At 71.7% G+C, this 22,896-nt stretch carries 24 protein-coding genes; 6 read left to right on the top strand and 18 right to left on the bottom strand.

Going from position 1 to position 22,896, the window contains the following annotated elements; all coding sequences use genetic code 11:
* The first annotated feature begins 128 nt into the window (after positions 1 to 128).
* Entirely contained in the window at positions 129 to 1,667 is a 1,539-nt protein-coding gene (locus ACZ45T_RS26520) for a flavin monoamine oxidase family protein (RefSeq protein ID WP_468445437.1), read from the top strand.
* A 24-nt stretch (positions 1,668 to 1,691) separates the two neighbouring features.
* Here the strand turns inward: ACZ45T_RS26520 and ACZ45T_RS26515 are convergent, their stop codons facing one another.
* Positions 1,692 to 3,722, bottom strand: coding sequence for a prolyl oligopeptidase family serine peptidase (locus ACZ45T_RS26515; RefSeq protein ID WP_468445435.1), 2,031 nt, complete (start codon positions 3,720 to 3,722; stop codon positions 1,692 to 1,694).
* Positions 3,712 to 4,773: an AI-2E family transporter gene (locus tag ACZ45T_RS26510; protein ID WP_468445433.1), complete on the bottom strand. Its 1,062-nt coding sequence runs from the start codon at positions 4,771 to 4,773 to the stop codon at positions 3,712 to 3,714. Before ACZ45T_RS26510 ends, ACZ45T_RS26515 begins: the two co-directional genes overlap by 11 nt.
* Positions 4,774 to 4,945: 172 nt before the next feature.
* Between ACZ45T_RS26510 and ACZ45T_RS26505 the strand changes: the two genes are divergently transcribed.
* Complete coding sequence (locus tag ACZ45T_RS26505; RefSeq protein ID WP_468445431.1) at positions 4,946 to 6,238, top strand: MFS transporter; 1,293 nt, start codon at positions 4,946 to 4,948, stop codon at positions 6,236 to 6,238.
* A 59-nt stretch (positions 6,239 to 6,297) separates the two neighbouring features.
* Here ACZ45T_RS26505 and ACZ45T_RS26500 read toward each other — a convergent pair whose 3' ends face one another.
* The gene (locus ACZ45T_RS26500; RefSeq protein WP_468445429.1) at positions 6,298 to 6,471 is read right to left on the bottom strand and encodes a hypothetical protein; all 174 of its coding nucleotides are present in this window, start codon (positions 6,469 to 6,471) and stop codon (positions 6,298 to 6,300) included.
* 601 nt (positions 6,472 to 7,072) lie between these two features.
* Here ACZ45T_RS26500 and ACZ45T_RS26495 point away from each other — a divergent pair.
* On the top strand, positions 7,073 to 8,509 hold the full coding sequence (locus tag ACZ45T_RS26495; RefSeq protein WP_468445427.1) for a nucleobase:cation symporter-2 family protein: 1,437 nt from the start codon (positions 7,073 to 7,075) through the stop codon (positions 8,507 to 8,509).
* Between the two features lie 103 nt (positions 8,510 to 8,612).
* Here the strand turns inward: ACZ45T_RS26495 and ACZ45T_RS26490 are convergent, their stop codons facing one another.
* From ACZ45T_RS26490 to ACZ45T_RS26475, 4 genes are all read right to left on the bottom strand, one after another.
* Positions 8,613 to 9,335 carry a transcriptional regulator gene (locus ACZ45T_RS26490; RefSeq protein WP_468445425.1) on the bottom strand — a complete coding sequence of 241 codons (723 nt, stop codon included), beginning with the start codon at positions 9,333 to 9,335 and terminating at the stop codon, positions 8,613 to 8,615.
* A gap of 135 nt (positions 9,336 to 9,470) precedes the next feature.
* Entirely contained in the window at positions 9,471 to 10,280 is an 810-nt protein-coding gene (locus ACZ45T_RS26485; RefSeq protein WP_468445423.1) for an MBL fold metallo-hydrolase, read from the bottom strand.
* Positions 10,281 to 10,402: 122 nt separating this feature from the next.
* Positions 10,403 to 11,911 (bottom strand): alpha/beta hydrolase, encoded by a 1,509-nt coding sequence (locus ACZ45T_RS26480; RefSeq protein ID WP_468445421.1) that lies wholly within the window; start codon positions 11,909 to 11,911, stop codon positions 10,403 to 10,405.
* A gap of 80 nt (positions 11,912 to 11,991) precedes the next feature.
* The gene (locus ACZ45T_RS26475) at positions 11,992 to 12,945 is read right to left on the bottom strand and encodes an aldo/keto reductase (RefSeq protein ID WP_468445419.1); all 954 of its coding nucleotides are present in this window, start codon (positions 12,943 to 12,945) and stop codon (positions 11,992 to 11,994) included.
* Between the two features lie 444 nt (positions 12,946 to 13,389).
* On the opposite strand from ACZ45T_RS26475, the gene ACZ45T_RS26470 reads away from it, so the two are divergent.
* The gene (locus ACZ45T_RS26470) at positions 13,390 to 14,124 is read left to right on the top strand and encodes a class I SAM-dependent methyltransferase (RefSeq protein ID WP_468445580.1); all 735 of its coding nucleotides are present in this window, start codon (positions 13,390 to 13,392) and stop codon (positions 14,122 to 14,124) included.
* Here ACZ45T_RS26470 and nadE read toward each other — a convergent pair.
* The 5 genes from nadE to ACZ45T_RS26445 form a co-directional block, all read right to left on the bottom strand.
* Positions 14,121 to 14,951, bottom strand: a complete 831-nt coding sequence (gene nadE, locus ACZ45T_RS26465; RefSeq protein ID WP_468445417.1) for an ammonia-dependent NAD(+) synthetase — start codon at positions 14,949 to 14,951, stop codon at positions 14,121 to 14,123. The two genes, ACZ45T_RS26470 and nadE, sit on opposite strands and share 4 nt — an antisense overlap.
* 133 nt (positions 14,952 to 15,084) lie before the next feature.
* Positions 15,085 to 16,179 (bottom strand): SMP-30/gluconolactonase/LRE family protein, encoded by a 1,095-nt coding sequence (locus tag ACZ45T_RS26460; RefSeq protein ID WP_468445415.1) that lies wholly within the window; start codon positions 16,177 to 16,179, stop codon positions 15,085 to 15,087.
* 118 nt (positions 16,180 to 16,297) lie between these two features.
* Positions 16,298 to 16,807 (bottom strand): SRPBCC family protein, encoded by a 510-nt coding sequence (locus tag ACZ45T_RS26455; protein ID WP_468445413.1) that lies wholly within the window; start codon positions 16,805 to 16,807, stop codon positions 16,298 to 16,300.
* Positions 16,808 to 16,883: 76 nt separating this feature from the next.
* A complete protein-coding gene (locus ACZ45T_RS26450; protein ID WP_468445411.1) occupies positions 16,884 to 17,132 on the bottom strand; it encodes a hypothetical protein in 249 nt (82 codons plus the stop codon).
* Between the two features lie 44 nt (positions 17,133 to 17,176).
* Positions 17,177 to 17,689 carry a hypothetical protein gene (locus ACZ45T_RS26445; RefSeq protein ID WP_468445409.1) on the bottom strand — a complete coding sequence of 171 codons (513 nt, stop codon included), beginning with the start codon at positions 17,687 to 17,689 and terminating at the stop codon, positions 17,177 to 17,179.
* A 232-nt stretch (positions 17,690 to 17,921) separates the two neighbouring features.
* Here ACZ45T_RS26445 and ACZ45T_RS26440 point away from each other — a divergent pair, with 232 nt between their 5' ends.
* Positions 17,922 to 18,800, top strand: coding sequence for a S1 family peptidase (locus ACZ45T_RS26440; protein ID WP_468445407.1), 879 nt, complete (start codon positions 17,922 to 17,924; stop codon positions 18,798 to 18,800).
* 66 nt (positions 18,801 to 18,866) lie between these two features.
* Positions 18,867 to 19,241 (top strand): toxin Doc, encoded by a 375-nt coding sequence (locus ACZ45T_RS26435; RefSeq protein ID WP_468445405.1) that lies wholly within the window; start codon positions 18,867 to 18,869, stop codon positions 19,239 to 19,241.
* Between the two features lie 18 nt (positions 19,242 to 19,259).
* Here ACZ45T_RS26435 and ACZ45T_RS26430 read toward each other — a convergent pair whose 3' ends face one another.
* The 6 genes from ACZ45T_RS26430 to ACZ45T_RS26405 form a co-directional block, all read right to left on the bottom strand.
* Positions 19,260 to 19,646 (bottom strand): hypothetical protein, encoded by a 387-nt coding sequence (locus tag ACZ45T_RS26430; RefSeq protein WP_468445578.1) that lies wholly within the window; start codon positions 19,644 to 19,646, stop codon positions 19,260 to 19,262.
* Between the two features lie 312 nt (positions 19,647 to 19,958).
* Positions 19,959 to 20,876, bottom strand: coding sequence for a MurR/RpiR family transcriptional regulator (locus ACZ45T_RS26425; protein WP_468445403.1), 918 nt, complete (start codon positions 20,874 to 20,876; stop codon positions 19,959 to 19,961).
* A 64-nt stretch (positions 20,877 to 20,940) separates the two neighbouring features.
* Positions 20,941 to 21,573 carry an NADPH-dependent FMN reductase gene (locus ACZ45T_RS26420; RefSeq protein ID WP_468445576.1) on the bottom strand — a complete coding sequence of 211 codons (633 nt, stop codon included), beginning with the start codon at positions 21,571 to 21,573 and terminating at the stop codon, positions 20,941 to 20,943.
* A 170-nt stretch (positions 21,574 to 21,743) separates the two neighbouring features.
* The gene (locus tag ACZ45T_RS26415) at positions 21,744 to 22,076 is read right to left on the bottom strand and encodes a TcmI family type II polyketide cyclase (protein WP_468445401.1); all 333 of its coding nucleotides are present in this window, start codon (positions 22,074 to 22,076) and stop codon (positions 21,744 to 21,746) included.
* A gap of 18 nt (positions 22,077 to 22,094) precedes the next feature.
* Positions 22,095 to 22,574: an SRPBCC family protein gene (locus ACZ45T_RS26410; RefSeq protein ID WP_468445399.1), complete on the bottom strand. Its 480-nt coding sequence runs from the start codon at positions 22,572 to 22,574 to the stop codon at positions 22,095 to 22,097.
* Between the two features lies 1 nt (position 22,575).
* Positions 22,576 to 22,830, bottom strand: a complete 255-nt coding sequence (locus tag ACZ45T_RS26405) for an acyl carrier protein (protein WP_468445397.1) — start codon at positions 22,828 to 22,830, stop codon at positions 22,576 to 22,578.
* Positions 22,831 to 22,896: the final 66 nt, after the last annotated feature.

Below are 22,896 nucleotides of genomic sequence, written 5' to 3'. Positions count from 1 at the left end.
CATCCGTCCGCGATCCGTCCGCGCTCCATGAGCGATCCGTCCGCGCAACACCGTTGACAACGACGTTGCGCGGACGCTTCACTCCCCCTCAGCCCGAGTGCCACGCATTCACCCGGAAGAGGGAACACATGCATCGCAGGCATCACGCGCACCAGGAGCAAACCCCCCGATCCGCCCGTACGTTCACCCGTCGCCGCATCCTCGGCACGGCCGGTGCGACGGCCGTTGCCGCCGCACTGCCCGGCGGCCTGCTCGCCCCGAGCAGGGCGGCGGCGGCCCCCGGACCGCGCATCGTGATCGTCGGCGCGGGACTCGCCGGCCTGCGCTGCGCGCACCGGCTGTGGACCGGCGGAAACCCGGTCGCCGCGACCGTGTACGAGGCGGACACCACCCACATCGGCGGCCGCTGCTGGTCCCTGCGCGGCTTCTTCGACGGCGGCGCGGTCCACGAGCACGGCGGGGCCTTCATCAGCTCGACCGACACCGAGATCCTGGACCTGGCCCGGTCCCTCGGCCTCAGACGGGAGCTCGCCAACGGCGGCGAACTGCACGCCGGGGACTACGCGGCCTGGGTGAACAACGGCTCCTACCCCGGGCTCCAGCAGCAGGACGACTGGGTGGCCACCGCCTACGACGCCTTCAGCGCCTCCTACACGGCGGCCGGAACCGCCCGCTACAACAGCTTCACCCCCGAGGCGTACCGGCTCGACCAACTCTCCTGCCTGGACTACCTCGACGAGATCGGGCTGGCTCCCGGCTCCCGGCTCGGCCAGGTCATCCAGGCCCTCCAGCTCCAGTCGGGCGGTGAGCCGGCCGAGGCCTCCGCGCTGGGAATGATCGACTTCCTCGGGTCCTCGTCCGTCTTCGCCGGCGGACGCGGCTTCGACGAGAAGTACCACCTCGTCGGCGGCAACGACCGGCTCGTCAGCGGGATGGCGCAGCAGCTTCCCGCCGGCACCGTCCGCCAGGGGTACGAACTCATCGCCCTGCGCCGCAACACCGATGCCACGTACACCTGCACCTTCGACCACGGCGGCAGTACGGTCTGCGTCGCCGCCGACCACGTGGTGCTGGCCCTGCCGTTCAGCACCCTGCGCAACGTCGACCTCTCGGGCGCCGGCCTCTCCGCCCGCAAGCTGACCGCCATCCGGCAGCAGGGCATGGGCCAGAACGCGAAGCTCGTCACCCAGCTCTCGGCCAAGACCTGGCCCGCGCTCGGCTACAACGGGATCAGCAACACCGGCCCCCTCGGCTACCAGACGGCGTGGGACGGCTCGGTGGCGCAGGGACCCGCGGGCTCACCGGCGCTGCTGGTCAACTTCCCGGGCGGCGACACCGCCCGGGACGTGCTGACCGGAGCCGCGCACGGCCGGGCGCCCGCGGCGGACGTGAACTGGTTCCTCTCCCAGCTGGATCACCTCTACCCGGGCACCACGGCCGCGTACACCGGCAAGGCGTACGAGGACCACTGGTCGCGCGCACCCTGGCAGTTGGGCTCCTACCATTACTACAAGGTCGGCCAGTACACCTCGTTCGCCGGCTACGAAGGGGTCCAGGAGGGGCGGATCCACTTCGCCGGGGAGCACACCGACGTGGAGAACGCCACGCTGAACGCGGCGGTTTCCTCCGGCGAGCGCGTCGCGGCCGAGATCACCTGCCAGATCTGAGCCGCTCCGGCGCGGACCCGTCCCTCACTTCCGCGGGGTCAGCCGCTCCCACAGGAAGCTGTGGACCAGCGCCTCGTTGAAGGCGGTCTGCCCGTGGTCGGTGGCACCCGCGTGGCCGCCGCCCAGGTGCTCGTGGAAGAGCACCGGGTGCCCGAACTCGCGCAGCCGGGCGGCCATCTTGCGGGCGTGGCCGGGGTGGACGCGGTCGTCGCGGGTCGAGGTGAGCAGCAGCAGGGGAGGGTACGCGGGCCCGTCCGCCCGGACCTGGTGGTACGGGGAGATCCCCTCCAGGTGGGGCCGGTCGGCCGGGCTGTCGGGGTCCCCGTACTCGGCGATCCAGCTGGCGCCGGCCAGCAGCTTGTGGAAGCGGAGCATGTCCAGCAGCGGCACGTGGGCGACGACCGCGCCGAACAGTTCCGGGTCGCGGGTGAGCATCGCGCCCATCAGGAGGCCGCCGTTGCTGCCGCCCTCGATGCCCAGCTGGGCGGGGGTGGTGATGTCCCGGGCCACGAGGTCCCGGGCGACGGCGGCGAAGTCCTCGTACGCGCGGACCCGGTTCGCGCCGAGGGCCGCCTTGTGCCAGCCCGGCCCGTACTCGTGCCCGCCCCGGATGCCCGCGACGATGTAGGTGCCGCCGCGCGCGAGCCAGGCGCGGCCGGTGACCGCGCTGTAGTGCGGGACCATGGAGATCTCGAAGCCGCCGTACCCGTACAGGAGGGTGGGTCCGGGGCCGGGGCGGTCCTCGGGCCCGACGACGAAGTACGGGACCTTCGTGCCGTCCGCGGAGGTCGCGAAGTGCTGGCGCACGGCGAGACCGGCGGTGTCGAAGAGCGCCGGGCTCTGCTTGACGCTCTCGCTGTCCCCGCCGGCCGCGCCCCGGTAGAGGGTGGACGGCTGGAGGAAGCCGGAGACGTGGTGGAAGTATTCGTCGCTCACGTCCGGGTCGGTGCCGGTGACCGAGGCGGTGGACAGCGGCGGCACCCCCGGCAGCGGTGCGCGGCGCCAGCCGTCCGGGCCCGGGGTCAGGAGCTCCATCCGGGAGGAGACGTCGGCGTTGGTGCTGAGGATGAGGTGGTTGCGGGTCCAGCTGTAGCCGGCGAGCGCGGTGCGCTCGTCCGGGGCGAACAGCACCTCGGCCGTCCGCTCCCCCGCCAGGAAGGCGTCGAAGTCGAAGGCGAGGAGGGTGCCCGAGGGGTGGCCCAGCCACGGCGACTTGGGGGTGACGGTCAGCCAGTTCCGGAAGACGTTGGCGCTCGCGTCGTCCGGCACGTCGATCTTCAGCGGCTGGGCGGCTTCGCCGGCTCCGTCCTCCTGGAGGAGGAAGACCTCCTGGTTCCAGAAGTCGATCTGCCGGTGGACGAAGTCGCGCTCGAAGCCGGGGGTGTCGTCGTGCCATCCGGAGGCGGACATGTCCGACGGCCGGCCCTCGTAGACCAGCTCCGCGTCCTCGATCGGCGTGCCGCGCCGCCAGCGGCGCACCTGGAGCGGGTAGCCCGACTCGGACATCGAGCCGGCGCCGAAGTCCGTACCGATCCAGACCCGGTCGTGGTCGATCCACCCGATCCGGGTCTTGGCCTCCGCGACCTCGAACCCGTCCTCGACGAACTCCAGGGTCTCGAGGTCGAACTCGCGCACCACGCAGGCGTCGGCGCCGTCCCGCGACAGCAGGACCAGGGCGCGGCGGTGCTCGGGGGCCAGGACGCGGCTGCCCGCCCAGGCCCACTTCTCCCCCTCGGCCCCGGCCAGCGCGTCGAGGTCCAGGAGCACCTCCCAGGCCGGCCGGTCCGTGCGGTACTCCTCGAGCGTGGTGCGCCGCCACACCCCGCGCACGCGGTCGGCGTCCTGCCAGAAGTTGTAGAGGTGGCGGCCGCGCCGGACGACGTACGGGATCCGGCCGTCGTCGTCCAGGACCTCGCGCACCTCCTGCTCGATGACCTTGAACCGGGGCGAGTCGGTCAGCGCGGCCACGGTCTCGGCATTGCGCTCCCGCACCCAGGTGAGGGCGGCATCGCCGGTTACGTCTTCCAGCCAGAGGTAGGGGTCTTCATCGCTCATCCGAAGATTGTGCAGGACGACGGGCCTCGCGCAGGGCCGTGTGCACCGACCAGGTCACCGAGACCAGCGGGACCGCGACCACCGCGCCGACCATTCCGGCGGCGATGGCGCCCGCGACCACCGAGATCGCCACCACCAGGGGGTGCAGGCGAACGGCCCGGCTCATCACCAGCGGATGCAGCAGATGGCCCTCGATCTGGCCGATGACCACGATCAGCGCGACCACCACGGCCGCGACGAGCGGCCCCTTCCCGGCGAGCGCGACCACGGCGGCGACCCCGAGCGCGACCGGTGATCCGATGAGGGGGACGAAGGACGCGAAGAACTCCAGCAGCGCCAGCGGCACGGCCAGCGGGACCCCCAGGAGGTACAGCGACACCCCCACGAGGACTGCGTTCGTCGCCGCGACCAGGACGATCCCGTGGGTGTAGCCCGTGAACGTACGCCAGACCGCGCGCCCGCCGATCGCCACCCGGACGCGTGCCGTTTCGGGCAGCTGCGCGCAGAACCACGACCACTGCCGGTCGCCGCCGTGCAGGAAGAAGACCGAGCAGAAGAGCGCGAGGGCGAGGACGGTGAGGACGTGCACCAGGCGCCCGGCTCCGCTGACCGCCTCGCTGAGCAGGGTGGAGCGGTGGCTGGACAGGTACTCGCCGACCCGGGACTGGACGTCGGAGAGCGCCTGCGGGTTCAGCCGGAAGGGCGGCCGTTCCAGCCACTCCTCGATGCTGTCCAGCCCCCGGCGGAACTCCCGCATCAGGGTGGTGCTCTCGCCGGCCACCGCCTCGCCGACCAGCGTCAGCACACCCAGCAGCAGCGCCACGCTGCCGATGAGGCAGACGGCGACCGCGAGCGTCCGGGGCAGTACGCGCGCCAGCCGCCGGGTGGGCGGGCCCAGCAGCGCCGCTACGACGAGGCCGAGGAAGACCGCCACGGCGATCTCGTGGAAGCGGCCGAGCAGGGCGAAGACCGCGTAGACGGCGGCGGCGACGACCAGCAGGCGCCAGGCGTACGACGCGGCCGTACGCAGGAACGGCGACACCGGCGGCATGACCCATGACTGCCACTCCGGGGCCGCGATGCCACGCGCGGGACTGCGGATTCGCCCGTCCGGGGAGGTTGCGGACGCGCTGCGGCGGGCGCGAACGGGCGGACGCGGTCCGGGCCTGGTGGCAGGGAAAATCCGTTGCCGAGGCGGGGGTGAACACCGAGGATGGCCCCTCGTGAGTACCTCCCGATGGGCCGCCGTACTGCCCGATCTCGCCCCCTGGCGGTCCAGCCGCGACTTCCGGCTGCTGTTCTACCAGGGGACGGTGACGTACTTCGGCTCGTTCATGGCGATGATCGCGCTGCCGCTGCAGATCAAGCACCTGACGGACTCGCCGCTCGCCGTCGGCGCGATGGGCGCCGTGGAGCTGCTTCCGCTGGTGGTCTTCGGGCTGTACGGAGGCGCCCTCGCCGACGCGGTCGACCGGCGGCGGATGATCCTGCTGACCGAGGCCGGGCTCGGGGTGCTCGCTCTCGTCCTCCTGGTGAACGCCCTGCTGCCGAGCCCGCTGCTGTGGCCGCTGTACGTGGTCGCGGCCGGGGTGTCCGCGCTGGCCGGGCTCCAGAGGCCGGCGCTGGACTCGCTGATGGCGCGGATCGTGCCGCACGACCAGCTGACCGCGGCCGCCGCTCTGAACGGGCTGCGCTACCAGTTCGGCGCGATCATGGGTCCCGCGCTGGCCGGTCTGGTCGTGGCGTACGCCGGTCACGCCTCGGCCTACTCCGTCACGGTCGTCGGCTTCCTCGTCTCCGTGCTGCTGTGCCTGCGGCTCAGTCCGGCGCCGCCCGTGAAGGGCGCCGAGCGCCCGTCGCTGCGCGGGATCGCCGAGGGCGCGCGCTACGCGTGGAGCCGGCCGGTGCTGCTCGGTACGTACGCCATCGACCTGGCGGCGATGCTCTTCGCCTTCCCGAACGCGATCTTCCCCTTCCTCGCGGACGAGCTGGACGCGGTGTGGGCCCTGGGTCTGATGTACGGGGCGGGCGCGGTGGGCTCACTGGTGCTGGGGCTGACCAGCGGCTGGGTGTCCCGGGTACGGCGGCACGGGCTGCTGGTGGTCTCCGGCGCCGCGGTGTGGGGCCTGGCGATCGCGGGCGCCGGCGCCGCCACCGGCATCTGGCTCGTGCTGCTGTGCCTCGCGGTGGCGGGAGCGGGCGACATGCTGAGCGGGCTGGGCCGCGCCACGATCTGGAACCAGACGATCCCCGAGGAGCTGCGGGGCCGGCTCGCGGGGATCGAGGTGCTCTCGTACAGCGTCGGCCCGCAGCTCGGCCAGGTCCGGGCGGGGACCATGGCCGGCTGGACGGGTACCCGGTCGGCGTTCTGGAGCGGCGGTCTGGCCTGTGTGGCGTCGGTGGCGGTGCTGGCGGCGCTGCTGCCGAAGCTGATCTCCTACGATGCGGACACCGACGAGGACGCGCTGCGCCGCCGGGCCGCCCGGGAGGCGGAGCCGAGCCCGGCGGCGGCCTGACGACGGTCCCGGCAGGCTCCCCGGCTCTCCCCGTCTCTCGCTGGGATCGCCGGGTCTCGTTACGTCTCGTTCTCGGCGAGGATGCGGTCGGCGGCGTAGTGCGGGCAGTTGGGGATGTGCCAGGTCACCGACAGGGAGCGCGTTCCGGTCCGCAGGGTCCGCACCGTGCCGTCGGCGGCGCTGGCTTTACAGAAGGGGCACACGACGGTCTCCGGGCGCAGTAGATCGAACATGCCGTGTCCTTCCCGCAGCATTCTCACACCGGACCAGTCCAGAACTATCAAATCCGGCGCCATTCGGCCGCAGTACCCACAAGTACGGATGGGTACTCACGGCCTTGGCCGAGCGGGAAGGGCGGCGGGACGGGGACGGGGAGGCGCCCTCGGGCGGCGGCCGCGCCGCCCAGGACCCGGGCGGCGGCCCGGAGTTCGGCGTCGGTCGAGGCGGAGGCGCCCGGGCGCGTCGTCACTCCGGGAGGGTGGCTACGTCGTACGGGTTGCGCGGGGCCACCGCGATGACGGGGACGCGCCGGGCCGGGCGGTGGTCGGCCCGCCAGGTCCGGTCCAGGGTTACTCGCGAGGAAACACGGCCTTTGGCTATGGTGAGCGCCCTCGGTCGAGTCCCCCTTCGGATCCCATGATCAAATACGGATCCGTTGCGTCGATCGAAGGACGTCCCGCCAATCCGGGACATGAATATGTAGTGCGGGGCGACGTGGTGTCGGCAACACCGCCCGACGTCGGCTCGGCATGAGCCGGCCTGCCCTCGTCCTGTCACCCAGGACTGGAGGGCGGCGGCCCTCTCATTCACCTACCTCGCGAAGGCAAGGCAGAGATGGCAAGAAATCCCCGTCAGTCCTCCCGGCAGTCCTCCCGTCAGCAGACGCACACGCATCCCGTCGACGAACTGCTTCCGCTCCCCAGGCTGGCCCTGTACGGCTTCCAGCACGTCCTCGCGTTCTACGCGGCGGCGGTCATCGTGCCGGTCCTGCTCGGGAACGCACTGGGCCTCTCCCGCCAGGAGCTCGTCCACCTCATCAACGCGGACCTGCTGACCTGCGGCGTCGCCTCGATCATCCAGGCCCTCGGCGTCTGGAAGGTCGGCGCCCGGCTGCCCCTGGTCCAGGGCGTCACCTTCACCGCGGTCTCACCCATGATCGCCATAGGCACGGGGGCGGGCGGCGGTACCGCCGGCCTCCTCGTGGTCTACGGGGCGGTGATCACCGCGGGCATGGCCACGTTCCTGTTCGCCCCGCTCTTCAGCAAGCTGGTGAAGTACTTCCCGCCGGTGGTCATCGGCACGATCCTCACCATCATCGGCATCACGCTGATCCCGGTGGCCCTGCAGGACGCCGCGGGCGGTGCGCACCTGATCGGCACCCCCGCGTACGGGGACCCGAAGAACCTCGCCTACGCGCTGGGCACCCTGCTCTTCATCCTGACCATGGTGCGGATCGGCAAGCCGTTCCTCAGCAGCCTCGCCGTCCTGCTCGGGCTCGTCGTCGGCACGGCGGTCGCCTGGCTCTTCGGCGACGCCGATTTCACCCCCGTGCGGGAGACCGACTGGTTCGGGATCACCACGCCGTTCCACTACGGCATGCCGCGCTTCGAACTGCTGCCGATCGTCGCCATGCTCGTCGTCATCCTGATCACCATGGTGGAGACCACCGGGGACGTCTACGCGATCGGCGAGATCACCCGCAAGAAGGTCGACGCCGACACGGTCGCCAGGGCCCTGCGCGCCGACGGCGCGGCGACGGTACTCGGCGGCGTGCTCAACTCCTTCCCGTACGTGGCCTTCGCCGAGAACATCGGGCTCGTGCGCATGTCCAAGGTGATGAGCCGGTACGTGGTCGTCGCGGCGGGCGTGTTCATGGTCGTCCTGGGCCTGCTGCCGAAGGCGGGCAGCCTCGTCGCCTCGGTCCCGCACCCGGTGCTGGGCGGGGCGGCGATCGCCATGTTCGGCATCGTCGCCGCGGTCGGCATCCAGATCCTGGGGAAGGCCGATCTGCGCGAGGAGCGCAACACCCTGATCCTGGCGGTCAGTCTGGGCGCCGCACTGCTGCCGACCACCGTCGCTCCGTTCTTCGACCGGATGCCGGACGACCTCCGGGCGGTGCTCGACAGCGGGATCACGCTGGGCGCCGTCACGGCGATCGCGCTGAACCTGCTCTTCAACGTCTTCACCAGCCGCACCACAATGGAGATCGACTGGGACGACATCGGGGAAGCCGGCCCGGGCGAACCGCAGTTCGGAGCGGTCGCCCGCTGAGGCGGGCGACGGCGGGGAGGGGCGTCGGCGGCGGCCGCCCCTCCCCACCCCCATCCCCACCCCCACCCCCGCCCCCGCCCGTGCCCGTGCCCGTGCCGCCGGGTCAGCGTCCGCCCACGGGGAACGGCGACGCCTCCCCCTCCTCGCCGATCAACTCCCAGAAGTGGTCGACGAGTCGGCGCAGATATGCGGCGCGCTCCGCCGCGACCTCCTTGAGCCGGGCGTCGTCGTTGCGAGCGACGAGGTGTCCCATGTACCGCTCCGAGAACTGCGAGAACTCCGCGTGCATCGTGCGCAGTGCGTCCCCCACGCTGGTCGCGTCCACCACGGCGATCTCCGCCACCGGGTCCACGGACGCCTTCCACCGCCCGTCGACGGCCGATCGCAGGTGCTGTGTCAACTCCTCGACCCGGCCCATGATCCCGATGAGCTTCCGCAGGGACAGTCCCAGCGCCTCCACCAGCGCCCTGGTCTGCCAGGCGTCCCCGTGCCAGTGCTGCGCCGATTCGGCCTCGCGGTACTCGGTCGGGCCCATGCCTATGCGGTACGACAGCCGCTCCACGGTGAGCTTGCGGGCCAGCCGGTGCTCGGCGAGCGTCCGCGGTTCGACGCCCATCAGGGCCGTCGCCTCGCACCACAGGACGTCGGCGAGGGAGAAGAGCTCCCGGTCGGAGGGCACCTGCGCGCCCTCCTCCCAGGCCAGGACCAGTTGGGGATGGACGGGGGTGCCGCAGGCTGCCATGGAGTGGGCCACCTGGGCCGCGCTCAAGCCCATGCGGGCTCGCGCGGACCTGGCCTCGGCGGGGGAGAACGGAGTGCTGTGCACGTACGAGACACCTCGCAGCCCCCTCGGGCGCATGGCGTTCCGAGGGGAGGACGGATTGATGGATGAACACCAAGCGCGGGCACAGTAACAGATGTTCAGTGGGGTGCAACCGCCCTTACCCCTACGATTCAAAGGTTAGACAGGACCTCCAGGTTCGAAGCCCGCAAGCATCTGTACGAGCGCGGCCTGGTCCGGCCCCACGAACGGGTCGAGGCCCGGCACCGCGGCGATGGTGTCGATGAACTGCGAGGTCAGACCCACCGCGGGCGGCAGGTGCGTGCACAGGATGGTCTCCGGGTCCATCGAGCGCAGCGGATCCACCGTGGCGAGGAACCTGTCCGGATCCACCAGTTGCACCCAGGGGCTGTCCACGCTCGCCCAGAGCCGCTGGGCCACTCTCAGCTCCTCGGCCGGCAGCGCCGCGACGTCCGTACCCATGGCGATGTCGGCGGTGGGCATCGGCCCGCCGAAGCAGTCGGAGCTGAAGCACGTCCGCGACCGGTCGTCGTAGAAGCCGACGGTGGCCGGGTTGTCGAACAGCGGTGGGCGGAAGCCGTGCAGCGTACGGTCGCCCACGTCCAGGGACTGGCCCGGATTGAGGAAGTACACCCGGTCCATGGGCAGCGGCCGCTCGGTGGACATGATCCCGGCGCCGAGGAACGTGGTGACCACACGCGCCCCGGGCGCGGCTTCGAGGAGGTCGAAGAGGCCGCCCGTGTGGTCACGGTCGGGGTGGGTCAGCCAGATCCACCGCACGTCGGCGGGGTCCACCACCGATCCGAGCGTCTCGAGGAAGTGCCGGTCGGGCAGTCCGAGGCCGGTGTCGACGACCACCGGCTGCTCGGCGTGCAGGACGAAGGCGTTGACCGGGATGAACCCGATCCCCGGTACTTCCAGGCAGTCCGCGAGGACGGTGGTGTCGGGGCCCACTTTGTGCGTGCTCATGGCGATCTCCACGGTCCGGGGAGGGACAGGGGTCCTCACTCCATCGTGGCGCCGTCGACGTGCGCACGCGCGCGGGAGGCGGTATGCGCGGGACACGGTACGCGTGCGTGACCGGGCAGGGCCTAGTTCGGGCAGTCCGAGTCCTGGGCGGGACGCCTGCCGGTGGTGAGGAACTCGGTGACGGCGCGGTTGCCGCACGCGTTGCCGTTGCCGACGTAGAGCCCGTGGCCGCCCTGCTCGACGGTGACCAGGCGGGCGCGGTCCCCCAGGGCCTCGCGCATCTTCAGGCCCCCGAACAGCGGGGTCGCCGGATCCCGGCGGCTCTGGATCATGAGGATGTTGGACGGCCCGTCGTCGGTGATCCGGGTCGGCTCCTGCGTGGGGGCGCCCTTCCAGAAGGAGCAGGGCATCACGTTCACGGGCATGCCGGCCGTGAGGGGGTGCCGGGCCCGGTCCTCGTCGACGGCGCGCTGGTACGAGGCCGTGGGCGTACGGGGCCACGCCACGTCGTTGCAGATGACCGCGACCATGAGCGCGGCGTCCTCGTCCCGGATGGGCTGCGCGAGCTCCGGCGGGAGTGCGGGGGTCCCCGCCGGGTCCTGGACGGCCCGGACGAGCCGGGCGAAGGAGGCGAAGGCGGAGTCGCTGGTAAGGGTGTTCTGGAGGGCCTGGCGCAGACCGTTGCCGGTCAGGGGCACCCCCGGGGTCGTCGACTTCCGCGGCGCGCGGTCCAGCTCCGCGGCGAGGGAGACGACGAGCGGCCGCACCTCCTCCGCCCGCCCGGCCAGTCGCAGGCCGTCTCCGTCCCGGTCGGGATGGGCCGCCCACGCCGCGAAGTCGGGGAAGCGTTCCTCCACACCCGGCGCCATGTTCGCCAGCCAGCCGCGGGCCACCCGCTTCGGGTCGGGGTCGCCGCTGCTGTCCAGCACCCAGCGGTCCGTGTGCTGGGGGTACTTCTGCGCGTACACGGCTCCCACGTACGTCCCGTAGGAGATGCCCCACGCGGAGATCTTCCGCTCGCCGAGCGCCTCGCGGAAGCGGTCCATGTCGCGGACCTGGTTGGCGGTGGTGAAGCTGCGCAGCTCGGGTCCGCCGTTGCGGGCGCACGCCTCGGCGATGCGCCGGGAGCGGGCCACGTTCTCGGCGATCTCGCCGTTCGGGCCCGGCCAGGACCGCAGGCTGGTCAAGTAACGGTCTTCCGGGGCGAGTTCGCAGCTGGCCGTGGTGCTGGCGCCCACGCCGCGCGGATCGAGGGCGACGAGATCGTACGCGCCGGCCAGCTCCCGCTGGAGCGCGGCGCCCTTCTGGGTCAGGCGCTGCACGCCGGATCCGCCCGGGCCGCCGGGGATCACGACGAGCGTGCCGCGCCGGGCCTCGGGACGGTCGCTGCGGATACGGGAGACGGCCACGGTGATCTGTCGGCCGCCGGGGCGGTCGTAGTCGAGCGGCACGGGCAGCTCCGCGCACTCCTGGGCAGCGGGCCCATCCGGCTTGGCGCAGGGGCGCCACGTGAGCTGCGGGACGGCCGTCGCGGGCCGGGCGAGCGCCGGTGCGGCGGTCGCGGTCAGGCCGGCGGCCACGGTGGCCGTGGCGAGGGCGAGGAGGAGGGCCTTCTCCGGGTAAGTCGTCATGGCGCAAGCCTTGTTGACCGCGCCGCAGGCTCCCATCCGGCGGGCCGGTCAGCGCGCGGTGGGGAAAACCCCCGACCGGTTCAGGGCAGCGGGATTCCTCGGGCCGTGATCCAGAGCCTGTACCACTCCTCGTGCGTGAGGTCGGGCTCGCGCAGGACGGCGTCGCGGCAGGCGCGGATCCGGTCGGGGCGGGCGGTGCCGATGACCGGTGCGATGGCGGCGGGGTGCCGCATCAGCCACCACAGCAGGACCGACTCGGGGGTCGTGCCCTTGCGCCGGGCGAGCTGCGCCAGGAGCTCCGCGGTGGCCTGTTCGGCCGGCGTCTGCTGGCGTCCGGTGAACCGGCCCTGCGCCAGCGCGCCCCAGGCCTGGAGCCGTATCCCCTGGTCGCGGCAGTGCTCCAGCGTGCCGAACGGGAAGCCGTTGCGCGCGAATTCGGGCGTGTTGACGAGCACTCCGGCCTCGACCCAGTCGCGGCTGTGCAGGCTCATCTCCAGCTGGTTCGCCACCAGCGGTACGTCGAGACGCGCCTGGAGGTGGGCGATCTGCGCGGCGCCCATGTTGGACACGCCGAAGCTGCGCACCAGGCCGTCCCGGTGCAGGGACGTCAGCGCCGACGCGATCGAGTCCACGTCGGCGAGGGGATCGGGACGGTGCAGCAGGAGCACGTCGATCACGTCGGTCCGCAGCCGGGTCAGGCTCTCCTCCACCCGCCACCTGATGCTCTGCCCGCGCAGGTCGTACATCCCCGGGCGGGTCCCTTCGCCGAGCCGGATCCCGCACTTGGTCTGGAGCGTGATGCGCGCCCGCAGTCCCGGAGTCCGCGCGAGCACCTCGCCGAACACCGCCTCGGCCTTGCCGTGCCGGTAGATGTCGGCGTGGTCGAAGGCGGTGATCCCGCTGTCGAGGGCGGCGCTGATGGCCGCCTCGGCGGCGTCGATGTCGGCGGGCCCGTACGGCTCGGGCCCCCAGCTCCCGCCCAGCCCCATGCACCCGTACAGCACCCGCTCGCCCGCACTCACGTTCGTCGTCACCGCCCCACCCTAGTGCTGTGACCGGAAAGGTTTGCCGGGTCGCGGCCCCCGGCACGGCACCTCGCCGCGTTGTCGGACCGCGCCGGTACGTCCAGTACGAGCCGCAGCCCTCCGCCTTGCGATGCACCGCACCGGACGCCGCGACCCGGCAAACCTTTCCGGCCACAGCACTAGGCCTCGTCGTCGAGGTCCCGTCTCGCCGGGTCCTGCGCGCCCGCCCCTCCCGAAGAACCCGCTCCGGGGCGGCCCGGACCGGCCCCGTGACGGCCCTCGGGGCGCGCGTGGGCGGCCGCGCGCCGCACGGGAGGGGGGTGGCTCGTCCGCCCGGCCCACGGGCCCGCAGGGGTCCGTGCAAGCCCTCCGGGCACTGCCCCTGACCTGGGCTTTTACGCTTCCCGGACATAGAATCAGGGCCTCGGGAAAGGGGACTTGATGGACCAGAACGTGGACCGGAGCATACGCACGATGGAGGACGTACTGAGCCTTCTGGACGGCCTGTTCGCGCCGGAGGCCGACCGCTGGACCGCCGGCGGGGCCGGCTGGTGGGACGGCTTCTACGCCGACCGCTCGAAGCCGGTGCCGTTCTTCGTGGCGAAGCCGGACGAGAACCTGGAGTCGTACCTCGACCGGGGCCTGATCTCCCCGGGCCGCGCCCTCGACCTCGGTTGCGGCCCGGGCCGCAACGCGCTGCGCCTCGCCTCCCTGGGCTTCGAGGTGGACGCCGTGGACCTGTCACCGGCGGCGATCTCGTGGGCCGAGGAGCGTGCGCGGGAGGCGGGGGCCGACGTCCGCTTCCACTGCGGGGACGCCTTCGCCCTGACCGCGGCCGAGCTGAGCGGTCCGTACGACCTGGTCTACGACTCCGGCTGCTTCCACCATCTGCCGCCGCACCGCCGCGTCAGCTACCTCGCGCTCCTCGACCGGGTCCTCGCGCCGGGCGGTCATCTCGCCCTCACGTGTTTCGCAGCCGGCGCGATGGGCTCCGAGCTGCCCGACGCGGACTTCTACCGCCACTCCGGGCTCCAGGGCGGCCTGGCCTATACGCCGGAGTCACTGCGCCGGATCTTCTCCGACCTGGCGGAGGTCGAGCTGCGCCGGATGCGCGACGAGCCGTCCGAGTCCCCGCTGTTCGGCGAGGCCTTCCTCTGGACGGCCCTGTTCCGCCGGCCACAGCACTAGGGGGCGATCGGCAGCTGCCGCTTGTGCTCCGTGAGCCGGTAGCGGCGGACGATGATCTCGAAGGCGCGCTCGTCCACCGGCTTGCCCTCCAGGAAGTCGTCGATGTCGTCGTACGTGACGCCGAGCGCGTCCTCGTCGGCCTTGCCCGGGTCGAGGGTCTCCAGGTCGGCGGTCGGGGTCTTCCACACCAGCTCGGCGGGGGCGCCCAGGGCGTCCGCGACGGCCCGTACCCGGCGCTTGGTCAGGCCGGTCAGCGGGACGAGGTCGGCGGCGCCGTCGCCGAACTTGGTGAAGAAGCCGGACACCGCCTCGGCGGCGTGGTCGGTGCCGACGACCAGGCCGTCGTGCGCGCCGGCGACCGCGTACTGCGCGATCATGCGCTGGCGGGCCTTGATGTTGCCCTGGACGAAGTCCTGGTGGTGCGCGTCGCGGAAGGCCACTCCGGCGGCGAGCGAGGCCGCGAGGGCGGCGTCGCTCGCCGGCTTCACGTCGACGGTCAGCACCTGGTCGGCGCGGATGAAGGAGAGGGCGAGCTGGGCGTCGCGCTCGTCGGCCTGGACGCCGTAGGGCAGGCGCATCGCGTAGAAGGTGGCCTCGTGCCCGGCCGCGCGGGCCCGTTCCACGGCGAGCTGGCACAGCCGACCGGCCGTGGTGGAGTCGACGCCGCCGCTGATGCCGAGGACCAGGGAGCGCAGGCCGGTCGAGGTGAGCCGCTCGGTGAGGAAGGCCACCCGGCGCTCGATCTCGCGCTCCGCGTCGAAGGACTCGCTCACCAGGAGTTCCCGGGCGATCTCCTGCTGAAGTGCGGTGGACGCCGGCTCGGTCACGGCTTCTCCTCGGGGTCGCGCGTACGGTACGCGGTGTCGCTGTCACGAAGACCCTAGTCGACCCTCCCGGGGACCCCACCGGCGGACCCTGGGGGTCCGGCCGGATGGGGTGGCGAAGACCTTCTCGGCGTTGTCAGCGGTGGTGCGTGCCGAGGCGGGCGATCAGGAGGTTCGGGTCCCGCATCGTCGTGAAGGCCGCGCTGGGCACGTACACCTTGTTGTGGCGCAGGGCCACGGAGGTGGGGTTGGACAGCCCGTCCTGCGGCTTCAGCACGATGGAGTGGGTGCCGTCGGGGCGTACGAGGGCGACCTCACTGCTCGCGTTCAGCGCGGCGAGGACGGTCTCGCCGGGGCCGGTGAATTCGAAGTCGTCGATCCCGGCCAGCCCGGTGGCCTGTGTCTTGATCGTCCCGGCGGAGCCGTCCTCGTTGACGGGGATGCGCAGCAGGGTGCCCCGGTCGAGGTTGGACACCCACACGGCGTCGTGGTGGACCTTGATGCCGTTGGCGCCGGCGAAGCCGACCGGCTGGAGTGCGGTGCCGGTGGCCCAGGTCGTCACCGAGCCGTCGTCGAGCGAGACGCGCCACACCTGGCCCAGGGCGGAGTCGGCGGCGTAGAGCACGCCGTGTTCCTCGTCGAGGGCGAGGCCGTTGGCGAAGCTGGTGGTGGGCAGTTCGGCGAAGCGCTCGACGGAGCCGTCGGGGGTGATCCGCCAGATGCCGGTCAGATCGCTGGTGCCGGTGAGGTAGTTGAAGTAGAGCGATCCGTCGTCGGTGCGGACGATCCCTGTCGTGACCTCGACGCCGATGAGCGGCGTGGCCGGGTTCGCGGCGGCCGGCAGGGTCGCGAGGATCCGGGTGTGTCCGTGTTTGCCGACCCGGGCGACCTGCCGGGCGAGGGCGAAGGTCAGGTTGGCCGACCCGTCCGGCTCCAGGGCGATGTTCTCCGGTGTCTGGCCCTTGGCGAAGTCGAAGTGGGCGACGATGCGCGGGTCCGACAGCGAGAGCGACGGGGGCGGCTCGACGGGGGCGGCTCGACGGTGGCAGCGGTGGCGGTGGCCGCGGACGCCAGCAGGGCGAGGGCGACGGCCGCCGCACCGGTACCGGCGAGGCGCGGCAAGCGGGCCAGACGGGGCACGGAATTCTCCTTCTCGACCGGGCAGGGGGGTTACCGGGCGGGACGAGAATCCAGAAGAACTTGACGGAAGGTCATTATCGGGTTGTCGCACGGCGAATGGGCCGGAGATCGCCCGCCTGGCCGAAGACCCTGGTCGTCGGTGCGACCCGCGGCCCGGCGGCTGCCGGGGAAGGTCCCCTCAGGCCGAGTCAGGCCCCCGCCAGGCCCCCTCAGGCGGCGCCGCGGCCGCACTCGGCCGCCAGGCGGGCGAGGGTGGTGCGCATGCCGGCGCGGTTGACCTCGACGCGGCGTTCCGGGTTGGTGCCGGTGAACACCGAGCCGAGGAGAACCGCCAGGCGGGCGCTGCGACCGCTGCGCAGGTCCCGCCAGGTCTCCGTGACGCGGGTGCCCTCGCCGTCCGGCTCGAAGCGGTATCCCCAACGGGCGATCGGGAGCCCGAAGACGGCGACGTCGAAGGTGAACTCACCGGTCCCGTCGGGCGAAGCCGCGGGGTCCCGCAGGGCCGTGACCCGGCCCATCGTGAACCAGAGGAACAGTCCGCTCCGGTTGAACCCGACGAACCGGCCTCCGACGCGGAGCGGCGGCCGGGGCACCCAGACCCGCCGGCACTCCGGGCTCCAACGGCCCATGTTCCGCAGGTCGGACACCACCCGGTGGACGTCCACCGGGGCGGCGTCCACCACTATGTGCTCTTCCAGGCTCCACTGCGACTCGCTCACTTCGCTCCCCCTCCAGGCGACGGTCTGCACTGCGGGAGTCTAGTGCGGTGACCGGGCCGGGCCGTCTGCGGGAGCCTCAGGGGAGGTCGTCGGTCGGCGGGTCCGCCTCGTACACGTGCGAGGGGTCCGAATCCCACTCCACCAGCTCGGTGCCGCCGAGGACCACGTCGTCGGGGTCCGGCATGCCGGCGCGCCGCAGGAACTCGATCACGTCGTCGTCCGAGCGGGCCAGACCGAGGGACTCCTCCGCGCTCGCGGTCCGCAGGGTGACCTGGCGGCCTCCCGACGGGAGGATCCGATGCACGACAACCGGGGCATGATGCATACCCCCAGCCTCGCCCGGTCGGCCCGACCCGGCACCCCGGGGGGTCAAGGCGTACGGCCGACGGTGGCGGCGCCCTCCGCCGTCGCCGGGATGCGGAACATCGAGGGGTCGGGGTACGTCGCCCGCTCGGCCCGTACGACCTCCTCGATCTCGGCCCTGAAGCCGGGCTCGAAGAGCTCGACGGACAGCAGCAGCCGCAGCCCCAGCAGGGTCGGGTCGAGCAGCGGGCGGCCCATCCGGGCCCCGCCGCCGGAGATGCCGGTGAAACCGGCCCGGGCCGCGGCCAGCCGCCCGCCCACGCGCTCCTCGAAACCGGCGCTCGCGTAGCCGACGATCAGCGCGAGTTCGGTGAGGAACTTGCGGGTCCCGAGGGCCATCTCCTCCGCGCCCTGCAAGGTCTGGACCGAGCCGCCCGCCACCTTGAAGTCGTCGCTGTTCCGCTTGAGGCCGCGCGCCTCGTACACGGCGAGCGCCTCCTCGAAGAGCCGTCCCGCCTCCTCGACCGCGTGCATCGCCTTCACCAGTCGGTCGATGTCGATGTCGGTCTCGCGCTTCACTCTGCCTCCTGGTCCGGAACCGTGCTGCACAGACCGTAGGAGGCGAAGCCCTCGCTGCGGAACACCCGTGCGGTGGTCAGATCTCCGAACCTTCGGCGCCACCCAGAGGCGCTCCCCCGGCCGCGCCCCAACCTGGCACGCCCTCTTGTGACTTGGGGCCGGGGTCCCAACAATGCTCATGACAACCGAAGGATTCTTCGGTCGCACATGGCCATCAGAGGGGAACCCCCACATGAAAAAGCCTCTCGTCGGCGTCTTACTCTCCCTGCTCCTCACGGGAGCGGCCGTCACCCCGGCCGTCGCCGCACCCTCCGCCCCCACCGCACCCTCCGCCCCCACCTCCGTCACGGCTCCCACCGCATCCGACGCCACCGCCGTCGCGGTCAACTTCGCGGGCACCGTCGCACTCAGCAACTGTTCCGGTTCCGTCGTCCGCGCACCCGGCTCCCAGCCGGGCGACCTCGCCCTCGTCCTGTCCAACGGGCACTGCCTGGAGACGGGCTTCCCGGCGGCCGGCGAGGTCATCAAGGACCAGCGCTCCAGCCGCTCGTTCTCGCTGCTCAACTCGGCCGGCTCCAAGGTCGCGACGCTGCGGGCCAGCAAGATCTCGTACGCGACGATGACCGACACGGACATCTCGATCTACCAGCTGACCAAGACCTACGCCCAGATCCAGAGCCAGTACGGCATCAGCGCGCTGACCCTGAACGACGTGCGCCCGACGCAGGGTTCGGCGATCAGCGTGGTCTCCGGGTACTGGAAGCGGATCTACAACTGCAACATCGACGGGTTCGCCTACCTCCTCAAGGAGGGCGACTGGACCTGGAAGGATTCGGTCCGCTACACCTCGTCCTGCAACACCATCGGTGGCACCTCCGGCTCGCCGGTCGTCGACGCGGCCACCGGCAAGGTCGTCGCCGTCAACAACACGGGTAACGAGGACGGCGCGCGCTGCACTGTGAACAACCCGTGCGAGGTTGACCAGAGCGGCAACGTGACGGTCCGACAGGGCATCAACTACGCGCAGGAGACCTACACCATCGTCCCCTGCATAGGCCCCAAGAACGTGATCGACCTGAACCGGCCCGGCTGCACGCTGCCCAAGCCGTAGTCCCCTCGGTCCCCGCCCGAGCCGAAAAGCCACACGGCCGGGCCTCGGGCGGGGATACTCGGACGCGTGGAACTGCACATCGATCACCGCTGGCTGCTGGAGCGGCAGGAGGCGCTGTTCAAGGACGTGGGGGTGGCCGACCACTCCGCCCTGGTCGCCGCCGTCGCCCGGCACCGGGTGAACACGCCGAGCCTCGAAGTGGACACCCCCGACGCCTACTGGCGTGCGGCCGCGCTGCTCGACGCGATCGTCCTGCTCCGGCCGCTCCCCGACTCCAACGAATACTTCGCCTATGGGGTGGCCGTGGCCTACATCGAGGCCTCCGGCCAGGCGGTGGACGGCTCCTACGCACAGTGGCGCGACCTCATCACCGACATCCGCATGCTCCGCGTCACGGTCTACGAGGTGGCCGCCCGGCTCCGCTCCTGGCAGCCCGCCTGAGGGGCCTCGCGAGGGGGGTCAGCGCCTGCGCTGTGCGGGAGTGCCCACGAGGAGCGCGTCGGAGACGAGCCGCGCGCTGCGCGACAGGCGCCCCAGCTGCTCCAGCTCCACGGCGTACATCCGGATCGAGTTCTCGATGACCGACTCGGCTATGCCCATCATGGGCAGCTCGGCCCGGCTGGTCTGCAGGGCCGCCCGTACGGCGCGCATCTCGTGCTGGAGCTGGAGCTGTACGTGCCGGGCCAGGAGCGCGTGGTGGCGGGTCAGCGTCAGGTAGCCGCCGTAGCGGGCCGGGAGCAGGTCGCGCAGCCATCGCGTGGCCGTGCGTTCCCAGTCGTGGGTCCCGGGCGCCTTGACCTGCATGGGCCAGTCCGGGCTGCGCGTGATGGTGGCCGTCTGGGGCATTCTCGTCACTTCCGAGGGTGTCGAAGCTCTGATCGAGACGTTCTGGGGCGGCCTCGGCCCAGGGGTTGACCGAGGCCGCCATGGGCGCTCTGCGGGATCCGAGGGCCTGGACTCGACGCCCGGTCGCGGCGTGAGGAGGTTCGCCGTACCGGGCGTCCGTTCAGGAAGACGTGGGGTCGTCCTCCTTGGCATCTGGTGGATCCGGAGCGCCGTCGTCAGTAAACATATATACCGTCGAGTACGCAAGGGTATGAAAAATTTCATGCACCTCGATGGCTGAATATCCCCTGGTGGAAGCGGGCGCTACCCGAGCTACAAGAAGAAGCCGTGCTGGTCGGCCACGTGCTCGTAATCCTCCAGGCGCGCCTGCGTCCGCTCCGGGTCCGCATCGGCCATCGCCTGCAGCAGGGCCGCTGACAGCATCCCGGGCGCCGCGTACGAGTCGAACACCAGCCGGGACCCGGTCCCCGCCGTCAGTGCCACGTCCGCCTCGTCCACCAGCGGCCCCAGGGTGGGATCCGTGATCAGGACCACGCGCAGCCCCGTACTGCGGGCGGCACGAATGGCCGAAAGGGTCTCCTTGGCGTGCCGTGGCATGGCGAAGGCCAGCACCCAGGTCCCGCCGGCGGCCCTGGACTGGAGCAGCGCGTCGAAGGCCACGCTGCCGCCGCGGGTCACCAGGCGTACGTCGGGGTGGATGCGCCGGGCCGCGTACGCGAAGTACTCGGCCAGGGAGACCGAGATGCGCAGTCCGAGCACGGTCAGCGGCACCGAGGCGGCCAGCTCGCGGCCGATGTCCAGCACCTGGTTGGTGTCGGCGAGCAGCCGGCGTACGTTCTCCAGGTTCTCGATCTCCGCGTCGACGGCGGCCTGGAGCTCGTTGCGGCGGATCTGCTCGCGGGTGTCCGGGGAGCCGGCGACGGCGCTCAGCGCGATCGGCTGGAGCACGTCGCGCAGGGCGGGGTAGCCGCTGAATCCGAGGGAGGCGGCGAAGCGGGTCACGGAGGGCTGGCTCACGCCGACCCGTTCGGCCAGCTCGGTGATCGAGAGGAACGCGGCCTCGGTGAGATGGTCGATCAGGTACTGGGCGATCCGGCGCTGGCCCGGGGACAGGCGGCGGCCATCGAAGAGCGCGAGGAGCCGGTCGGCCGGAGGACGGACCTCTTGGGACGACTGGCCGCTCGGCTTGATCGCAGCCGCCTGTGCGCGTGCCTGCTGGCCCGATGACACCGGAGTGCCTCCTTACTCATGTCACTCGCGCTCAAACATAGCTCACGCCCTGTGCCCGAGGTGATCAGTCCTGTGCGCGTGCGGTCACCGGCGCATCGGTGCGGTCGCCCAGGAACTCGTACCAGCGGCGCTGCAGGCACAGGTAGCGGGTGTCCGCCTCGGCGAGGTCGAGGAAGGCGTCGATCGTCGAGACCAGTCGCTCGGACAGGCCCTGGTCGGAGAGGGCGCCGTCCTCGGCGAACGCGTGGTGGGCGCCCGCCAGGCTGAACATGTCGGGGTAGACGCGGGCGCCGAGGTGCTCCAGCGGTACGCGCAGGGCCCAGAGCCCGCGGTTGCCGCCCACCATCGAGGGCGAGGCCGAGAGGAGCAGGCTCTGCTTGTCCTTGAAGGGCTGCGGGCGGTAGCGGGAGACCCAGTCGATGGCGTTCTTCAGTACGCCCGGGACGGAGGCGTTGTACTCGGGGGACGCGATGACCAGCGCCTGTGCGGCCTCGATCCGCTCGCACAGGGCGAGCGCCCCCTTCGGCAGGCCCTCGTCGGCCTCCACGTCGCCGTCGTACGGGGGCATGGGGAAGTCGCCGAGCGTGGCGGCGTCCGGGACGGCGCCGGCCCTGGACACCAGGGCGGCGGCCAGGGACGCGAGCCGGGCGTTGACCGAGCCGGTGCGCGAGGACCCGGACAGGACGAGGACGCGCAGGGAGCTGCGGGCGTACACGCCATCGTGCGGGCGGGCCGGGTCCGCCGGGAAGTGGTCGGTGTCGGTCGGGTTCATGCGGTCTCCTGCTCTCTGCTCTCTCGGGCTCCTGACCGGTCACGCGCGGCGGGACCCGCACACGCCGGTGTGCGGGTCCCGTCCGGGCCGCCGGGTCACTTCGCGCCGGGGTTCTCCCAGCGGTAGAACTCGTGGGCCATCGCGTCCTTCGGGCTGCGCCAGGTCTCCGGGTTGTGCGGGCTGATGTAGGCGGTGAGCCGGTCGCTGAGGTCCCGGAACTCCGGGTGGTCGGTGACCTGCGCGATGGCGGGGCCGGGGGGCCGGTCCGACTCGATCAGGTGCATGTAGACGTCGCCGAACTGGAAGAGGCTGCGGCGCGTGACGCCTACCAGGTGCGGCAGTTCACCCGCGTCCGAGCTCGCGAAGAGCTCGGCGATGTCGGGGGCCGATCCGGGCGCCATGCGGGCGACGATGAGAGCGCGGTGCATCCGTTGCTGCCTTTCGTTTCAGAGACGGCTGACGGCGGGAGTGCGGCTCTCGCGCTCGCGCTGCTCGATCTTGTCGCGGATGAGCGCCATCTGGATCGGGGAGTTGCGGTTGATGTTGTCGGTCATCCACGCGTCGTCCACCGGCGCGTCCGGCTTCATCGCGAAGTCCTGGGTCCATTTCATCCGGGTGCCGCCGGGCACCTTGAAGTACTGCCAGTGGATGTCCATGTGCGCGAAGGGGCCCGTCTCCACCCGCCGGGCGCGGACGCTGAGGCCGGCGCGGTCGACGGTCCGCTCCGAGACCCAGCTCCACACCTTGCCGTTCTCGTCGGGGTGCATGGTCAGGCGGAACCGGGTGGTGTCGCCCTTCTGTTCGAGGATCTCCAGCGAGGCGTACTCGCTGAACAGGTTCGGCCAGCTCGGGAGGTCGTTGGTCATCTCCCACACGAGGTCCACGGGCGCGTTGACGGTGATCTCGTTCTCGGTGTGTCCTGGCATCTCAGGCTCCGGTCATCAGGCTGTTGTTGACGAGGTCGAGGAATTCCCCGGGGGTCTTGCAGCGTTCGGCGTCGGTGGGCAGGGCCCGTCCGCGCGCTCTCTCCAGCTCGCCGACGATGCCGAGCAGGCCCAGCGAATCCAGGCCGTACTCGTCGAAGGCGGAGTCCGGACGGCTCGCCAAGTCGGTGGGGTCGACGGTGATGCCGGCGGTCTTCATCAGTGCCGCCAGCTCCTCCAGGGTCAGTCGGTCGGACACGGTGGCTTCTCTCTTCCTGTTCTGTTCCTGCGAAAGGACCGCACGGGGCCCGCCGCACCACTCCAA

The sequence above is a fragment of the Streptomyces sp. NPDC030995 genome, from assembly GCF_055571215.1.
The sequence above is the reverse complement of the archived record's forward strand: the minus strand, read 5'-3'. Positions and strand labels throughout refer to the sequence as shown.